This is a genomic window from Candidatus Abyssobacteria bacterium SURF_5 (genome assembly GCA_003598085.1).
Classification (GTDB): Bacteria; Abyssobacteria; SURF-5; order SURF-5; family SURF-5; genus SURF-5.
In genome coordinates, this window is sequence record QZKU01000053.1 from 37647 (window position 1) to 54325 (window position 16679).

15 protein-coding genes are annotated in these 16679 nt (G+C 54.7%); 11 read left to right on the forward strand and 4 right to left on the reverse strand.

All coding sequences use genetic code 11. From position 1 onward, the window contains the following. Positions 1 to 181 precede the first annotated feature (181 nt). The 10 genes from raiA to C4520_07420 are packed head-to-tail and all read left to right on the forward strand — an operon-like array spanning position 182 to position 9889. On the forward strand, positions 182 to 745 hold the full coding sequence (gene raiA / locus C4520_07375) for a ribosome-associated translation inhibitor RaiA (GenBank protein ID RJP22839.1): 564 nt from the start codon (positions 182 to 184) through the stop codon (positions 743 to 745). Positions 746 to 763: 18 nt separating this feature from the next. Next, positions 764 to 1726, forward strand: coding sequence for an HPr kinase/phosphorylase (locus C4520_07380; protein RJP22840.1), 963 nt, complete (start codon positions 764 to 766; stop codon positions 1724 to 1726). Beyond that, a complete protein-coding gene (gene rapZ / locus C4520_07385; protein RJP22841.1) occupies positions 1723 to 2586 on the forward strand; it encodes an RNase adapter RapZ in 864 nt (287 codons plus the stop codon). Before C4520_07380 ends, rapZ begins: the two co-directional genes overlap by 4 nt. Positions 2587 to 2612: 26 nt before the next feature. Beyond that, positions 2613 to 2894, forward strand: a complete 282-nt coding sequence (locus C4520_07390; GenBank protein RJP22905.1) for an HPr family phosphocarrier protein — start codon at positions 2613 to 2615, stop codon at positions 2892 to 2894. Continuing rightward, positions 2891 to 4657, forward strand: a complete 1767-nt coding sequence (gene ptsP / locus C4520_07395) for a phosphoenolpyruvate--protein phosphotransferase (GenBank protein RJP22842.1) — start codon at positions 2891 to 2893, stop codon at positions 4655 to 4657. Before C4520_07390 ends, ptsP begins: the two co-directional genes overlap by 4 nt. Positions 4658 to 4677: 20 nt before the next feature. Further along, entirely contained in the window at positions 4678 to 5577 is a 900-nt protein-coding gene (locus tag C4520_07400) for an alpha/beta fold hydrolase (GenBank protein RJP22843.1), read from the forward strand. Further along, positions 5567 to 6568, forward strand: a complete 1002-nt coding sequence (locus tag C4520_07405) for a hypothetical protein (GenBank protein RJP22844.1) — start codon at positions 5567 to 5569, stop codon at positions 6566 to 6568. The genes C4520_07400 and C4520_07405 overlap by 11 nt, the downstream gene beginning before the upstream one ends. A 1-nt stretch (position 6569) precedes the next feature. Continuing rightward, positions 6570 to 7742, forward strand: a complete 1173-nt coding sequence (locus C4520_07410) for an ArsA family ATPase (GenBank protein ID RJP22845.1) — start codon at positions 6570 to 6572, stop codon at positions 7740 to 7742. A 4-nt stretch (positions 7743 to 7746) separates the two neighbouring features. Next, on the forward strand, positions 7747 to 8205 hold the full coding sequence (locus C4520_07415; GenBank protein ID RJP22846.1) for a hypothetical protein: 459 nt from the start codon (positions 7747 to 7749) through the stop codon (positions 8203 to 8205). After that, entirely contained in the window at positions 8186 to 9889 is a 1704-nt protein-coding gene (locus C4520_07420) for a hypothetical protein (protein ID RJP22847.1), read from the forward strand. The genes C4520_07415 and C4520_07420 overlap by 20 nt, the downstream gene beginning before the upstream one ends. Before the next feature lie 10 nt (positions 9890 to 9899). On the opposite strand, the gene C4520_07425 is transcribed toward C4520_07420, so the two are convergent. Both C4520_07425 and C4520_07430 read right to left on the reverse strand, forming a co-directional pair. Then, a complete protein-coding gene (locus tag C4520_07425) occupies positions 9900 to 10358 on the reverse strand; it encodes a cyclic nucleotide-binding domain-containing protein (GenBank protein RJP22848.1) in 459 nt (152 codons plus the stop codon). A 409-nt stretch (positions 10359 to 10767) separates the two neighbouring features. Continuing rightward, positions 10768 to 12993, reverse strand: coding sequence for a hypothetical protein (locus C4520_07430; GenBank protein ID RJP22849.1), 2226 nt, complete (start codon positions 12991 to 12993; stop codon positions 10768 to 10770). Between the two features lie 142 nt (positions 12994 to 13135). Between C4520_07430 and C4520_07435 the strand changes: the two genes are divergently transcribed. Further along, the gene (locus tag C4520_07435; GenBank protein ID RJP22850.1) at positions 13136 to 13546 is read left to right on the forward strand and encodes a cobalamin B12-binding domain-containing protein; all 411 of its coding nucleotides are present in this window, start codon (positions 13136 to 13138) and stop codon (positions 13544 to 13546) included. A gap of 16 nt (positions 13547 to 13562) precedes the next feature. On the opposite strand, the gene C4520_07440 is transcribed toward C4520_07435, so the two are convergent. Together C4520_07440 and C4520_07445 are read right to left on the reverse strand one after the other, a co-directional pair. Then, positions 13563 to 14510, reverse strand: a complete 948-nt coding sequence (locus C4520_07440) for a 2-dehydropantoate 2-reductase (GenBank protein ID RJP22906.1) — start codon at positions 14508 to 14510, stop codon at positions 13563 to 13565. Between the two features lie 20 nt (positions 14511 to 14530). Continuing rightward, positions 14531 to 16657 (reverse strand): DUF1926 domain-containing protein, encoded by a 2127-nt coding sequence (locus tag C4520_07445; GenBank protein ID RJP22851.1) that lies wholly within the window; start codon positions 16655 to 16657, stop codon positions 14531 to 14533. Positions 16658 to 16679: the final 22 nt, after the last annotated feature.

Consider the following 16679-nt stretch of genomic DNA (forward strand, 5'->3'; position numbering starts at 1 on the left):
TTTCAAATTGACATGCCTTTTTAGGAAGTGCTATAATTTGTTGTAGGTTAGGAAGTTCTGTGACCGCCTTTCTTTCAAAAATGTTCACCTATCCTCCCGGATAGGCAGAATTTTTCTTTGTTTTTTCACCAACGGCATGTGAGCCGGGACGCGCGGGAAACTAATCTAAAGGAGCACAGGCATGCAATTGATGATAACCGGAAGGCATGTGGATATCACCGAACCTTTGCGTACGCACATCGAAAAGAAGATGCAGAAAATCAAGGCGTATTTCGACCGCATAATTGAGGTACGCGTTGTGCTCTCAGTTGAAAAATACCGGCAGTTTGCCGAAATCACCATTCTCGGAAGTGGAATCCACTTCCACAGCACTGAGTCGACGGAAGATATGTATGCGTCTATAGATAAGGCCCTTGAAAAGATCGAGCGCCAGTTGCGCCGCCGAACGACCAAAGTGCGCCAGTCCAAGCGTAAAAAGGGCGCGGAGCCCGCAGTAGCCGCAGCGGAGCTCGAAGAGGAAGTCGCCGAGGCGCCCGAGCAAGAACTGATTGAGCAATACGGCCAGTATCGAGTAACAGTAGCCAACTCGATTTTGCCTAAGCCTGTTTCGGTGGAAGAGGCGATCATGCAGCTTGACGTATCAGATGGCGAATTTCTCGCTTTCGTGAACCAACAGACCGACGAGGTCAATGTCGTGTTCAGAAAGAAAGAGGGCGGATACGGCCTTCTCAGACGTCCGTTTTGATGACCGGGGGTCATTCCCATGATCAAGAGCTTGAGTGTCGGCGAATTCATCGAGAGGACAAAAGAAAACCTCAAAATCCAGATTGTAGCTGGTGAAAGCGGGCTGGATCGCACTATCGCGATCTCTGACATTAACCGGCCAGGTCTCGCTCTGACCGGCTATCTGGATTTTTTTGCTTTTGACCGGGTGCAGGTCATGGGACTGACGGAGATAAACTACATGCGCCAGCTCGAAAAAAAGACGTTGATCGAGCGGCTGCAGCGCGTTTTCAAATACGAGATCCCGTGTTTCATTATCACACGCGGGTTGACCGCTTCCGACGAATTCCTCGAACAGGCGGAGCGCGCCTCGGTGCCTATCCTGAGGTCGCTCTTGACGACCACAAAAGTCGTCAGTAAAATCATCGTCTTTCTCGACAACCAATTCTCGCCGGAAACCAGTCTGCACGGGGTCCTTGTGGACGTTTACGGAGTGGGAGTGCTGATAATGGGACGCGCCGGAGTGGGCAAGAGCGAGTGCGCTCTGGAACTTATCGAGCGCGGCCATCGCCTCGTTGCCGACGACGTCGTCTTTATCCGACGAAGGGGCGACCGTTATCTGTATGGGGAAGGCTCAAGCCTGCTGCGCCATCACATGGAGATCCGCGGCTTGGGCATCTTCGACGTGAAGAATATTTTTGGAGTCGGCGCGATCAGGAACACGAAGCGCATCGGCCTGATTATGGAATTGGAGGACTGGGACGCCTCGAAGGAATATGACCGCGTGGGCGTCACTCAGGATTCACATACCGTACTCGAAGTGAAGCTTCCGAAGATAACGGTGCCGGTAAGGCCGGGAAGGAACATGGCTATCATCGCCGAGGTCGCCGCTCTGAATCATCGACTCAAGGAGATGGGGATGGATAGCGAACAGCTTCTGAGCGATCGCCTTACGCAGGCGCTAACGGCCGGCGAGAAAGCTTCGGAAGATTTCGACCTATGAGACGGAGCCACTTTATCGTTGTCACCGGCCTCTCCGGCGCGGGAAAAAGCCAGGCTATCAAATGTCTCGAGGATCTTGGCTTTTTCTGCGTGGACAATCTGCCGACGATGCTGATCCCCAAGTTCGCCGAGGTGTGCACGGAGTCCGGCGGACGCCTGAAACGAGTGGCACTGGGCATCGACATTCGAGAAGGCGGTTTTTTGAACCGGCTCTTCGATGAGCTGAAATACCTGAAGAAAGAAGAATTCAGTTACGAGATTCTTTTCCTGGAGGCGCGCGCGGAAGTTCTTGTCAATCGATACAGTGAGACGAGGCGAAAGCATCCTCTCAGCGGCCACACGTCGCTGCCGGCAGCGATCGAGGGCGAGCGCAGGAAGATGGCGAAATTGCGCCGGCTCGCCGATTACATCGTCGATACGAGCGACCTGAATATCCATCAGTTGAAGGACCGCCTCTTCAAGATTTTCTCAGCGAATGAGATGCGGCCCATCATCGTGAATGTGCTCTCGTTCGGATATCGATACGGCGTTCCGCAGGAAGTGGATATGCTTTTTGATGTCAGATTCCTGCCGAACCCGAACTACGTCCCCGCTCTCAAACACTGCACGGGGAATCAGAAAAACGTCGCCAAATACGTCCTCGATTCGGCGGCGGGCGAAAAGTTCGGTCAGAAGCTGGAGGACATACTTGATTTTCTCCTGCCTCTCTTCGAACGGGAAGGCAAGAGCTATTTGACAGTCGCGTTCGGGTGCACGGGCGGCCGCCACAGGTCGGTTGTCTTTGCTAACAAGATGGGCAGATTCCTCAAGGAAAAAGGGATCGAGGCCAGCGTGATACATCGGGATATACGGAAGAAATGAGAAGACCACGGAAACCGGAAAACAAAATCCTCAAACGAAAGGTAATCGTCCGAAACGAAGTTGGCCTGCATGCCCGGCCGGCTAAGAATCTTGTCACCGAGCTCAATAAATACAGCTCAGACGTTTTTATCGAGAAAGACGATTACAGGGTGAATGCCAAGAGCATCATCGGCGTGCTCACGCTTGCGGCGGTGAAAGGGACCGAATTGCTCATCACCGCAGAAGGCGACGACGCCGAAGAAGTGCTCGATCTTGTCGAGCGCATGTTCCAGGAATGTCTTGGTGAGAATCCGCAGGTGGTTACGTGAAAAAGTTAAACGGTATAGGGGCATCCCCCGGTATAGTGATCGGAAAGGCGTTCGTCATTTCCAGTGAGGGATTTCAGATCATCTCGCGCGACCTCTCGGAAGACGAAGTGGAACGCGAGATTGAAAGATTTCAGCAGGCAATATCTGAAAGCAAGCAGGAAATCCTCTCGATCAAAAGGCAATTCGGGCAGGACTCGAACGAGCCCGGACTCGCCGAGATATTCGACACCCACGTCCATCTGCTGGAAGACGTGCTGCTGATGGGGGAAACCATTGAACACATCCGCAGAGAACGCAAGAACGCCGAACACGTCTTTGCCCGAACTGTCCAGGCCCTCGAGGAAAAATTCAATTCGGTGGATGATGAGTATTTCCGGCAAAGAGTCCATGATATTCAGGATGTTAGCGGTCGCATCCTCAGGAAGCTTCTCGGGAAGGAACGGCGGACGCTTGCGAATCTTCGGGAAAAGGCCATCCTCATCACGCGCAACCTGACTCCGGCCGAGACCGCCAGCATGGATCGACGCAACGTGCTCGCCTTCGCCACCGATTTCGGCGGACGGACTTCGCATGCATCTATCATGGCCAAGGCGCTTGGCATTCCGGCCGTGGTCGGCCTGCAAAATATCACGGCACAGGTGCGTAACGACGACGTCCTCATTATCGACGGCCAGCACGGAATAGCCATTATCGATCCCGACGAACAGACCCTCAACGAGTATCAGATGCGGAGGGAACGCGTCCTTGAATCGGAACGGCTCCTCGCGCAGTTGCGACATCTGCCGGCGCAGACGCTCGATGGGGTTACGGTCGTCCTTTCCGCCAACATCGATTTGCCCGAGGAAGTCGAGCGGGCGATGGAGCACGGCGCCGAAGGCGTCGGCCTTTTGCGCAGTGAGTTTCTGTATCTGAACAGAACGCTTCCGCCAGACGAAGACGAGCAGGTCGAGGCATATGCCAAAGTCGTGAAAGCGGTTGCCCCCAACAGCGTCATCATCCGCACACTGGACCTCGGCGGCGACAAGGTCCCGGGACATTTCCCCTATCATGAAGCAAATCCCTTCATGGGGTGCCGCGCCATCAGGTTATGTCTCAACCACCCTGAAATCTTCAAGCCTCAGCTCAGGGCTATCCTGCGCGCCGGCGCGGCCGGAAACGTGAAGTTGCTCTTCCCGATGATCACGGGTCTCAATGAGCTGAGGCAGGCAAAGCAGATTCTCGACGAGGTGAAGCAGGAACTGCGCGCCGAGGGCGCCGCCTTCAATGAAAACACACCCGTCGGCGTTATGATTGAGACGCCGTCGGCCGGCATCATCGCCGACCTGCTGGCGCCGGAAGTGGATTTTTTCAGCATCGGCTCGAATGATCTGATCCAGTACATGCTGGCGATCGACCGGGTAAACGAGCGCATCGCGCACTTGTACGAGCCCACCCACCCGGCCGTGCTGCGCATGCTCAAATCGATCATTGATGCGTCCGAACGCGCGGGAGTAGAACTCAGCATCTGCGGCGAAATCGCAGGCGATCTGCCGCTGGCGCTCGTGCTGCTGGGGTTCGGCATAAGGAAGTTCAGCATGGCCGCAACCATCATTCCTGAAGTAAAAAAACTGATTCGCTCGATCTCGTTCGGGGATGTCAAGAACATGGCTCACCGCCTGCTCACATTTTCGACCCCGGACGAAGTGCGAAGTGAAATTCAGCGGAGCATGGCGAAACTGGTAACCAACTACAGCGACTACGAACTCTTTGTCTCTCGAACCTGAGGAACGCCCGGCATTTCTCGATGCAAAGCATCCGGAAACTCCTGAAAATCAGTGCTCTCGTCCTGCTGGGCGTCTTGTTGGCAATGATAAGCGCCACGCTCGCAACGGCGGGTTCTTTTCTTATTCTTGCATCGGTCTCCGGTTCTTATATCATCCGGCGCTATGAGATCCTGAATACGCCGCCCCCCAATTTCAGCTTTGCCGGAACTGATCCGCGTGAAAGATTCCTCGGGGTGATCGGAGAAGCGGCCGCGGCATTCGCATGCGCACTCCTTTATCCGTTTGGCTACTTCACGAGCGCGTACTCCCGAAATCGGCTTGTGCCCGGCGAGCGCCCGCTCATCCTGTGCCACGGCTATATGGCCAATCGCTCAAACCTGCTGTGGCTCGGCTGGCGACTCAGGAGAGCCGGCCGGCATAACGTGTTTATCCCCAACTTTCGCCCGGCATCAGCTCCCATCTCGCAATTCGCCGAAATGTTATCGCGTGAGGTAACAGCCGCGCTCGAGATGACGGGCGCCGAGAAAGTGGATCTTGTCGGGCACAGCATGGGCGGATTGGTGATTCGATATTATATTGAGCGCCTGGGCGGAGCGCGATTTGTTGAAAACGCGATAACGATCGGCGCGCCGCATTGCGGCACGAAAACCGCCGTCTTGAGCCTGTTCAGAACCGCCAGCCAGTTCTGCCCAAATGCCCCCTTTATTGAAGAATTCAACGCCGCCGCCCCCGCCGGTTCGGTGAATATGGTTGCGATTTGGTCGGAATTTGATAATATTGTTCTTCCGCCGCAGAACGCGATGCTGCCGGAGCCCTACAAGAACGCTATGGTGAAAAACGTCGGACATGTGGCATTGCTGTTCTCCGGACAGGTTTTCTCTCAGGTGCGCCGCGCTCTGAACGAAAAACATGAAACATAAGATAATAATGAACACAAAAATCTTCGAAAAACGCCTGTTGCTGATCTCGGGAAAGGGCGGCGTCGGCAAGAGCACTGTCTGTGCCTCGTTCGCCCTTACTGCGTCAAGAATGGGCAAAAAGGTGCTGGTCGTTGAGATGGACGAGAAGGAGCGCATCTCGCGCCTCTTCGGCCATGCCAACGTCGGATACGAAGGCGCAGCCGTATATCCGAATATTCATGTCAAGAATCTCCTGCCGGACCTGGCCCTCAATGAGTTCGTCGAAGTGCAGGTGAAACCGAAAGCGGTGGCGAGACAGATAATCAACAGCCAAATTTACAAGTACTTTGCCGCCGCCGCCCCCGGCCTGAAGGAGTTCGTGACGCTGGGGAAAGTGATGCTGCTCGAGGACGAGACCGGACGGGGCGGCCGGCCGATCTATGACCTTATCGTCGTGGATGCGCCTGCGACCGGTCACGGGGTGCAGTTCCTCCGCGTTCCCTTCGCGGCCGCCGAATTAGTGAAAATGGGATGGGTCCGCAAACAGGCGGAACGCATTATCGACCTCCTTACCGATCCGGAACGCACTCTGCTTAACATTGTCACGCTTCCCGAGGAGATGCCGGTGAACGAGACGGTGGAGCTGTGTCAGAGTGTTGACCGGCTGCTGGGTATCCCGATCGGGTACATCATCATCAACTCGGTCTTTCCGCAGGTGCTGAAGAAAAAGAACCTGAAAGTGTTCGAGGCAATGAAGCAGCGGGCGGGAGCCAACAGCCGCAGAAAACTGTCGCGCGAGGAACAGGAAGCGGCCGGCATGATGTTCACCTGCTATGAGGCCGCAAACCGGCGAAGACAACTGAATGAGTTTTATATCACCAGACTCAAGCGGCAGCTCAAATACGATTGTCTAAGGATCCCCTTTGTCTTCACAAAAGCATTCGATTTCAATCTGATCGATGAGGTGAGCTCACACCTGGTGCGGGCGCTTCAGAAAGATGGCGGGGAGTAGGATGGAACTGGACGAACTGGTCGACCGGCGCGAGATCATCATTTGCTGCGGCAGCGGCGGAGTCGGCAAGACGACGACCGCGGCGGCAATCGCCATGCACGCCGCCATCAAAGGTAGAAAAACGATCGTGCTCACGATCGATCCTGCGAAACGCCTTGCGAATTCGCTCGGCTTGCCCGAATTGGGAAACGAGGAGCGCAAAATCCCTCCGCACAAGTTCGTTGAGGCCGGCATTCGACCGAAAGGCGAATTGTATGCGATGATGCTCGACACGAAGCGCACCTTCGACGATCTCATCGCGAGATTCTCCCTGAACCCCGACATGCGGGAGAAAATCCTGTCGAATCCGCTCTATAGAAGTATTTCAGATACCTTCGTCGGCTCGCAGGAATACATGGCGATGGAAAAACTCTACGAGATCTATTCGGAAGGCGACTACGATCTCATTGTCCTCGATACCCCGCCCACCAAACACGCGCTCGATTTTCTCGATGCGCCCAGACGCCTCACCGATTTCCTCGACGGCCGCATCCTCAAATGGTTTCTCAAACCATATTTTTCGGCGGGACGCGCAGGCATCCGCCTGTTCCAGCGCGGAACTTCCGTTATCCTGCGAACACTCGAGAGAGTCACCGGCATCACCGCCCTCAAAATAGTTTCCGATTTCTTCATCGCATTCGAAGGCTTGTACGACGGCTTTAAAGAGCGTGCCGAGGCGGTCTACGACCTGCTGCACGATCGGGTGACCGCATTCGTTCTGGTCACCAGTCCGGAAGACCTCACCATCGAGGAAGCCATCTATTTCCACGACAAGCTGATCGAGTACGAAATGCCTTTTTGCGGTCTCATCATCAACAAGGTGCACAATGACTTTTCCGCCGAAAACGTCAAAGAGGCGGACGTTCGGCGCCTCGCGCGAAGGGTAGTCGCCGCGCTGGCCAGAAACGAGGATGAGAGGAAGGCGATGCAAACGGTTGCCGAAGACCTGGCGGAGAACCTGCAGAATTTCCGCAATCTCGCCGCCATCGACCAGGAAAATATCCGCAGCTTGACCGACAGCATTGATTCGCAAGCATCGGTCCGCATTGTACCGTTCTTCGATACCGACGTCTATGATATACAAGGATTGCTGCTCATCAACGAATACCTTTTCGGCCCCGACGGAAAAAAGTGAGAGGATGCGGGAGGGGAATATGACAAAGGCAACGTTCAAGAGCAAGAAAGAATTCAAGGAAGTGATGGATAAGCTGTTCACCATCATGAGCACCGATCCGAAGGTCGGCCCCAAACTTGCCGTCGCGCGCGTGCCGCAACGGTGGGAGTTCACCGACATGGGACTCGTGCTCAACGCGACTTTCGCTGACGAGAAAGCCGCCCGGAAAGGACATTTCCTCAAGTGGGTTTGGGGCGATGAGGAGTGCGACTGGGAATCTGAAGTCGAGATGAAAATGAAATCGGATGTCGCAAATAAGTACTTCCAGGGAAAAGAGAATGTGCCCGTTGCCGTCGCCACGGGCCGTATCAAGACCAGGGGCAATTTCGCCAAGGCGCTCAAGCTTATCCCGATAACCAAGCCCATCTATGAAAAATATCGGCGGATGCTGGAAGAAGAAGGGTATGAGCACCTTCTCCTCTAATCAGGAAGTACTTCCGCAAACGCCTGGCCGGGACGACGGTCGGTCAGAAGTGCACAGTTCGTCTACATCTCGCTTTCTGCGGCCGCTCTTGTTTTTTCTTATAATCCCTGCTCTGCTGTTTCTCGTCCTCTACTCCCCGAACGTGCACGGGCCGGTCGACCTGTTTCACGAAGGCGAGGCGCTCGCGCCTGCATTTGAAATCTCGCACGGGAAACTGCCGTTCCGCGACGTATACCTGCAGCACGGGTGGGGTGTCAATGCCTTTCGAGCACAGCTTGCTTTCCTCCTTTTTGGCGAGTCCGTGGCCGCACACCGAAGGCTTTCCTATGGCGCAAGCGGCCTTCTTGTTCCCATAGCCTGGATCGGGGTGTACCTGCTCCTCTATTCGCTATTCGAGAAGAAAGTGTGGATTCTGCCCATATTACTTCTGCTCGCGCTTGCAGATGTTCTGATCACCGATCGCCACCTGCTGCCCTTCCTCAGCTTCGCATTGCTCATGTCCGCCGTCCGAGGTCGGCGAAGATTTCTTTTGATTGCGGGAGCACTGGCCGGTGCAGCTATCTTTTACAGCCTCGACACCGGCGTTTATGCCTTTGTGATAGGTATCTTATTTCTTGCCGCCTGTTCTATCGGCGACAGGTCCCGTTCCGCTTCAGACTTCGGAAAGTCAATTGTTGTTTTTCTCGCGGGCGCAATCGCGGCCAGTCTTCCGTTTCTCCTCTATCTCCTGGGGCATGGGCTGCTCGATGATTTCTTCAGCAACATCTACCTGCAACTCCGGTATCAGCAGGAGACATGGGGAATTGCGCCGCCGTCTGCCGCATCGCTGCTCGGTCCTTTTGAAAATGCCACAGTCCGTAATAGAACTTTTTATGTTTTCATCAAGTGGTACTTCCCGGCGCTCGTCTATGTCATCACCCTGATCGCATTGCTGCCGGTATTGCGTTCCCGCTCGCTCCACAAGAAAGACCTCCCCATCGCTCTCGTCCTGCTCATGGGAATCGTTTTCTACCCGTCGGCGCTGGGGCGCGCGGATGAAGGGCACCTGATGTACGCTGTCGCGCCGTTTTGGATATTGGGCGTCTGCTTTCTGAGCCGAGCAGGAGGACTGAAGAATGAAGAGGTGAACGCGCAATCTGCTTTTCGATACCGGCGCCTTCTTTTTTCCCGAACTGCCGCAATCCTTGTTATTGTGGGATTTGCCCTCTACTTCTGGGCCACGTGCCGCAACGGAGGCGCACTGCAGCAACGGTATCACTTGGCGAGATGGAAACAGTCAGGAATGCCGGGATTTGTCGAATTGAATATAGAACGAAGCGGTGGAATCAAGGTTCCCGCGCAACAGGCTAAGGATATCGAAGAAACAGTTGCCTTTATTAACCAACATACTCAGCCCGATGATCCGGTTTTCGATTTCTCGAACCAGGGCATCTACTACTTCCTCAGCGGCCGCCAAAACTCCACCATGTTTTGTCAGACAGCCTATGCAATACCCGCCAGATTACAGGCGAAAGCTCTCGAACAGTTGCGGGCGTCACCCCCCGCCGTAGTCATCATGCGAGAGGAAGCCGCTTACAACCCTCGCCGGCGACAGCCCGCCATTGACGAATGGCTTCAAACGGAATACGAAGAGGCCGCGCGCATCGGGCCAAACATCATCCTCCTGCCGGCCCAAAGGTCTTAGCCGGTTCTTTTCAACCCATCCACTCGACCTCTTTCGGATATGATTCGCCGTACTTCGCCTTCATGTACATCATGTTCGTCAGGCGGAGGCGGTGGCAGAGAACACCGATAATATTGGTCAAGAAGCCTTTCGGTATTTTCTTCTCAAGCATCTTGTTCAGCACGTCTTCACTCAGCACGAGCACCTGTGACGGCTCCCTCACCAGCGCATGGGCTGACCGGATATGCCTCCCAAACATCGCCATTTCCCCAAAAATCTCACCCGCACCAAGCTCGGCCAACACTTTCTTATGTGTATCGTATTCGTCAATGATGTCTATTTTCCCTTTGATCAGGATGAACATCTCATGGGCGACGTCGCCCTTCTTAAACAACAACTTTCCCTTGTCGATTGGGCGGATCATCCCCAGGTCGATAATGCTGTTGATTTCCGATTTACTCAGCCCTTTGAATACATCAAAACCCGGCATAGCTCTCTCTCCTGAGGATGTTAGGAATGTCTGCAGTTTCAAAAATTATATGAACTCGTGCAGGCGGATGTCAATCATTTTCCGGCGGGATCATCCGCCTGCACGAGAGTGAAGGGCCACGAGCCCAGCGAAGGGAACTGGCTCCATTTACGGAATCCACGCCTTCTTGGATTCTAGAACGGGGCCTGTCCCCCAAGCAAGAGCCAGCGCTTGATGATCGAACAGCATCCCCCCCTTCCACGACGATAGCGATGGGACTGTCCCAAGAATTACGGGCCGCGTCTTTTCGGCCGTAGATTCGGGGCCGTCCCCATCGCAACGAAACCGCCCGAATCAACCTTCGGACAGGCTTCCTGTCCCCAAAGCAAGAACCGGCCGCGATCGTCCGACACTCTCTCCGGCCTCGAAGTTATTCCTTCCGGAATCGCCACACTTCCTCGCTCGGTATGATCACATGAGCGGTCTGATCCCGGTCCGTCCCCTGGACCCTCCAGTATATCCAGATGCCGGAAGGAATCCGGTTCCATATGGCAGCGGGCATTGTCCAGAAGTTCTCCGTTATGACCAGATGAAGATCCTCAAAGGTCGACCATATCCGGCCGCCCGGCGAAACCGCAAATTCGACCGAAAAAGCATTTCGCGAACCCCCATCCACAATCCACGAGAAAGTTGGAGCCGCGGGGAGAACCGCGTTGTTCGCAGGCGCAAGAAGAGTGATCGTCTCAAGGATCGGGTTTTTGCACAGTTCCACGATTCGCAGATAACCGAAGCCGGTAACATAAAGATATTGAGGCGTAATGGCAATTCCATAAAGCTCATCACCCAAGCCAAGCGATCCTAAAGAAACGGGAAGCACAGGATCGCTTATGTCCAAAAATATCAGATCCCCGTAATTTAGAACGTACGCCTGCGATCCAAGGACGGCTATATCTGTCGCGTAAGCCCCTATCTCCAGAGAATGCAGGAAAATAGGGGAGGCCGGATCGGAAATGTCGATGACCGCAACTCCTGAGAAAAGATCGGCCACATATGCGGTCGACCCGGAAATCGCAATATCGAGCGCCAGTCCGGGTGTCTCGACAGAACCCATCATCACCGGAGAGAGCGGGTTCGAGACGTCGATTATGTGCATGCCATATGCCTGATCGGCGACGTAAACCAGGGAACCTGCCATGGTCACGCCGCTCGCAATCCCCGGCGTATCCACTACAGCCGCTAGCTGCGGGGCCACCGGATCGGAAATATCGGCAACCACTAAACCCGCCCCCTCGCAGGCTATGTACGCATAATCACCCGCTGTCGTTATCGCCGCCGCCGGACCGGGTGTCGCCAGCATGCCGGCGCCGTCAGGCGCCGATGGGTCCGAAATATCAACCACCAGCATCCCCCAATCATAATCGGCAACGTACGCGTAGGAACCGGAAACGGCCACACCGGTTGAGGGCGCAGGCAAGGAGATCCATCCAACGGTAATGGGATTGGCGGCATCAGATACATCTTCTATCACAAGCGTAAATGACGAGGCTATGACGGCGTAGTTCCCGTTAATGACGACGTCACTGCTCATATCAGGAAAACTCTGCGAGCCGACCACGAAGGGAGAAGATGGAGCCGACACATCGATGAGATCCAATCCTCCCCAACTGCAGGCGACGTAAGCTACAGAACCGGATACTATTACATTTTCCGCAAAACTCGAAGTGTTTGACGATCCAATTTGAGCCGGCGACGTGGGATCGGATACATCCAGAATCTGCAGGTGCAGGAAACTGTCTGCAACGTAAGCATATGGATCCGATACATATACACCGGACGCAAAGCCGGGGGTTTCAATTGAACCCACCAGCACAGGATGGGCAGGATCCGATACATCGACAACTCGTAAACCGGCGTCGTCCGTCAGGTATGCATACGCACCCGACAAACAAACATCGTTTGCTCCCGGAATACTGGCGACCCCAACAACATGAGCTGTCAAGGGGTCGGAAACATCGACGATCTCTAATCCGCTCAACCTGCATGCCACATATGCACATGAGCCCGAGACCGCAACCGATGCTGAGTATTGCGGCAAACTCACCGACTTCACCAGAGTGGGCGAAACCGGATTGGATACGTCGACTATCTCCAGCCCTTGATACAAGTTGGCCACATATGCATAGGAACCGGACACGGCGACATCATCGGCTACTGCGGGTGAGCCCGGCATCACAATAGAACCGACTATCTGTGGGTCTGAAGGCGCCGAAATATCAACGATCTGCAGACCGGCAGAGGCGTTGGCAATATAGGCATATTCCCCCTGGACCACTATCCCAAGCGCCTCATCCGGCGTCCCAAGTGTACCCACGGTGGCAGGCGACGCCGAATCCTCAATGTTAACAACAAACAGCCCCGCATCCCGGTCCGTCAGATAAGCATAATTTCCCGCCACTGCGACGTCCCAGGCGTTGCCGGTTTCGACAGAACTCAGTATCTCAGGGATACTGATCGGGCAACCGCCGAACGCGGCCGCCGGAAGAAAAAAAAGAATCAAGAGAAATGATAGAATCATCCTGGCGAATCTCATACAGCCCCTCCTTTGATTAATAATGTTTCGCCTCAACAAATGATAGATTTGGCGAAATGTTATCATCAAGTGAAAAATTTGTCAATAAAAGGAAACGGGAAAGAAAATATTTTAAGATTTTGACAGAAGGCTTTTCTTTTGACAAAGCAACCAAAATCTGCTATATTCCCTTATCATCCTGACCTTATTTTATTCGGAACTGGAGCACATGCCGGAATCGGAAAGAAAGATACGCGTGCTGGTTGCGAAGCCGGGGTTGGACGGGCATGATCGCGGAGTGAAAGTGGTGGCCGCGGCGCTGCGGGATGCGGGCATGGAAGTGATCTATTCCGGACTGCACCAGACGCCGGAAATGGTGGTCGAGACGGCGATTCAGGAGGATGTGGACGTTATCGGCCTGTCGGTGCTTTCGGGCGCCCACATGACGCTGTTTCGGAAAGTGCAGAACCTTCTTGCCGCCCAAGGGGCTCAGAATATCATCCTCATCGGCGGCGGGATCATTCCTGAGGAAGACCAGGAAGAGCTTCTCAAATCCGGGGTTGCAGCTCTCTTTGGCCCCGGCGCCACTACAAGAGACATCATCGAATTCATCCGGCGCGCGTGCGCCGGCAAGTCTTGAAGCACGCGCACATAACCTATTGATTTAACCGCACATCGTAGCTTTGCTCGATCGCGTGCACGAGCAAGGTAAGCAATTCATTGGTCGGCGTGTCGATGCCGACTCCGCCCCCCAGCCATGCCACCGCTCCATTGATCGCGTCAATCTCGGTCCTTCTCTTTGCGACTACGTCCTGCAGCATCGAAGAAACGTTCCTGGCCGTGAGCCGGCACACTTCCTCAACTTGAGCAAGCGGGTTCTCATGCGCCGGTTGAATGTTCTTTGCCCGGCATACCGCAACCGCTTCCTCGACCGCCTGTCTCATGATCCGGCGGCTCCCCTCGAAATCAAGCAATCGTCCATTATGCACCCTCAGGATCGCCGTCAGTGCGTTGATGCCGACATTGATGATGAGCTTGCCCCAGATCGTCGCCTCGAGATTGAACGAGATCTGCGGTTCGAATCCGGCTGATTCCAAAATCGCTTTCGTTTTTTCAAGATATGCCGTCGGCCGATTTGCAGGAGTCCCGATGACCGTCTTCCCGGTCCCGGCATGGATGATGGAACCCGGCCCGACCAGCGTCGCTCCCTGCGACGTGATGCCGCCGATGGTTTTGTCGCTCCCGACGGTGCGACTGATCATTTCGACGTTTCCCAAACCGTTTTGCAGAGTTAAGACCGGCGTATTCGGGCCCACCGCGCCCGCAACATCAAGGATTGCCTTTTCGGTGTCATACGACTTCGTCGCAATAATAACCAGATCCGAATCCGGCAACTCGACCGGACGAGCGGTGGCGCGTACCTTTATCGTACGATTGCCTGAAATCCCCTCAATGCGAATGCCGTCGCGGTCAATCTTCTCGGCCCGCAAAGGTTCATGATCGAGCATAACCACCTCATGGCCCGCCTCCCGTATGATCCCTCCAAAAAGGCATCCGATGGCGCCGGGTCCAACCACGATAACGGTATACGCTTTCTTTGCCATCGGCATGTCACCTCCCCTATCTAGACTTCTTCAACTCTCAGGTTTACCGCCCGCTCGACTTCGTGGCCCGCCTCCAACGTCAGCGGCCATACCGCAACAATGCATGAACCCTGGTAGGTCCTCTCGAAACCCGCCTCCGATTGGGAAACAGTCTCGATCGGAAACCACCACACATCGGCGGCCGGCTTGAATTCCAGAATAATAATCACACCCATCCACCGATCCACCATTTTGACGGCCGGCACATCGTCCAGTTCATTGGTGCTGTTCATGCGGTTGCTGCCAATCCTGCGACCCGCTACCTCATAATACCGATCGTCCGCATCGCCCGCCAAAAGCGTGAGGTTCATCTCGACCGCAAAGGTCGTGCGCCCCGCAGGGATCTCTCCACACCTGATAAGATATTCTGTTTCAATCCCTGCCTCAGAGCTAATTGTATATCGTTTTTCCACCGATAGCTGAATCCTGCCATTCGACCTCAACAGACGACCATTTCGCTTAAATGTGAGCGCCAGCTTCTTTTGCAGGCTGCGCTTGCCGGCAAACTCGTAGGGTTGATCGATAAAATCGCCCTCTTCCCGATAGGCGGCCCCCGCAAAATCCGCAATGCCTGTCTCAGGATGCAGGAAATGGTCCTGAAAATTGCGCCGATCATATACATCGTAATGAAGCAGGGTCTCCAATCCCCTTTCCTTCGCGCGGACAAGATCGTGAATCGATCGTACCGCGCCGGAGCCCGATTCGGCCGATGGCGCTCCGACTATTTTTCGGTGGTAAGCTTCCGGATGCCGGCTCATCACGTCGGTGACATTGAAAAACTTCGGCCGGTAATCGATCTCGGCAACCGAGCCGCCATAGGCCGGGCTTATATAAACCGCATAGCCGGGATTTGTAATCAGCAACTCCTTGAAGCCGTCGCAGTCGTAATCGATCCGCTCGAACTGCACGTCGCTGTCGTCGCCAGGATTCTCCGCTATCCGTTCTGCCTGGAGCAGGTGATGATAATTCGCGTGCCTGAGATAATTCAGGTACAGGCCGCCGAACAGGCCATGCCAGTACGGGCAGTTGCATTGCCCGCGCCATAATTCGCGTTTCGCCTCGGCGGCGCGCTTGCCGGTTAACCGGTTCACTTTCCTGCTCACCACGATCATCTTCTTGTGCATGCGGTTCGCTTCGGGATACTTGACCAGGTAATTGCGCCAGAATCCGCCGCGAATGAAGGGCCTGTATGCAGGATAGGAGCCTTCCTTCTTCAGCCTTTCGACCATCTCCTGGTACCTGATTCCAGCCTCTACCGGCATCGACCACTCCATCATCTCCTCATAAGAGGCGGCGGGAAGATATACTCTGCCCGCCGGAGCTGAGGAATCAATGAACTCGGAGAATGTCGGCATCTTGATCCAATCGGCGTTCTCCTCGATCTGAGAAAACAGCCGCTCGAGATATTTCTCCTCGTAAACCCATTTGTACGTTTCAGGCCAGACGCCGAACTTCTCGGCGTCATCGCCATAGGTGATCCCTTTCGGGGCGCCCTCAAGACAAAGCCGGCGCAAATGGGATATCGTGTCTTCCGGCAGTTTGAAGGGGATGTAGTACCGCAACGTCTTGTCAATAGGAAAAACCGCTGTCTTGGCGCCAGAGTTCTCGACAAAATAATACCCGAATAAGTGCTCCGGTCTGAGCCCCGCATAAATGAAATGAGTATCGTCAAGAAGGGTGTAGTCAAGCCCCGCTTCGGCTATGACCGACGGCAGATGCGGCTCCCACACGCGCTCTGCAAGCCACAAGCCGCGCGCTCTTTGGCCGAACCGGCGGCGAATGTAGTCATTCATCATCCGGATTTGCCCGATCGCATCCTGAAGCGGGATGACCGGCAGAATCGGCTCGTAGAATCCGCCGCTGAGCAGTTCAATTTGGCCGCGCTCGGCCATGCGCGCGATCAGGTCGATATATGCGGGTTCATTCGCCTCGATCCACTCGAGTAAACAGCCGGAGAAATGGAGAGATGACCGAATACCTGGATGCTCGGATAAGGCCCTGAGGAAAGGATGATAACACCGCTGGAATGCTTTTCTGAAAACATGATCGAAATTGCCAATGGGTTGGTGCGAGTGAATCCCGAACATCAAGCTGATACCGGCTTCCATAGGACCTCCCCTTAGATCGGGT

What these genes read in the sequence shown, in the direction of transcription:
- C4520_07445 (RJP22851.1), bottom strand. Translation starts at nt 16,657, where the DNA reads ATGGAAGCCGGTATCAGCTTGATGTTCGGGATTCACTCGCACCAACCC.
- C4520_07435 (RJP22850.1), top strand. Translation starts at nt 13,136, where the DNA reads ATGCCGGAATCGGAAAGAAAGATACGCGTGCTGGTTGCGAAGCCGGGG.
- C4520_07400 (RJP22843.1), top strand. Translation starts at nt 4,678, where the DNA reads ATGCAAAGCATCCGGAAACTCCTGAAAATCAGTGCTCTCGTCCTGCTG.
- C4520_07415 (RJP22846.1), top strand. Translation starts at nt 7,747, where the DNA reads ATGCGGGAGGGGAATATGACAAAGGCAACGTTCAAGAGCAAGAAAGAA.
- C4520_07380 (RJP22840.1), top strand. Translation starts at nt 764, where the DNA reads ATGATCAAGAGCTTGAGTGTCGGCGAATTCATCGAGAGGACAAAAGAA.
- C4520_07440 (RJP22906.1), bottom strand. Translation starts at nt 14,510, where the DNA reads ATGGCAAAGAAAGCGTATACCGTTATCGTGGTTGGACCCGGCGCCATC.
- raiA (RJP22839.1), top strand. Translation starts at nt 182, where the DNA reads ATGCAATTGATGATAACCGGAAGGCATGTGGATATCACCGAACCTTTG.
- C4520_07425 (RJP22848.1), bottom strand. Translation starts at nt 10,358, where the DNA reads ATGCCGGGTTTTGATGTATTCAAAGGGCTGAGTAAATCGGAAATCAAC.
- C4520_07420 (RJP22847.1), top strand. Translation starts at nt 8,186, where the DNA reads ATGAGCACCTTCTCCTCTAATCAGGAAGTACTTCCGCAAACGCCTGGC.
- C4520_07430 (RJP22849.1), bottom strand. Translation starts at nt 12,993, where the DNA reads ATGATAACATTTCGCCAAATCTATCATTTGTTGAGGCGAAACATTATT.
- C4520_07405 (RJP22844.1), top strand. Translation starts at nt 5,567, where the DNA reads ATGAAACATAAGATAATAATGAACACAAAAATCTTCGAAAAACGCCTG.
- C4520_07410 (RJP22845.1), top strand. Translation starts at nt 6,570, where the DNA reads ATGGAACTGGACGAACTGGTCGACCGGCGCGAGATCATCATTTGCTGC.
- rapZ (RJP22841.1), top strand. Translation starts at nt 1,723, where the DNA reads ATGAGACGGAGCCACTTTATCGTTGTCACCGGCCTCTCCGGCGCGGGA.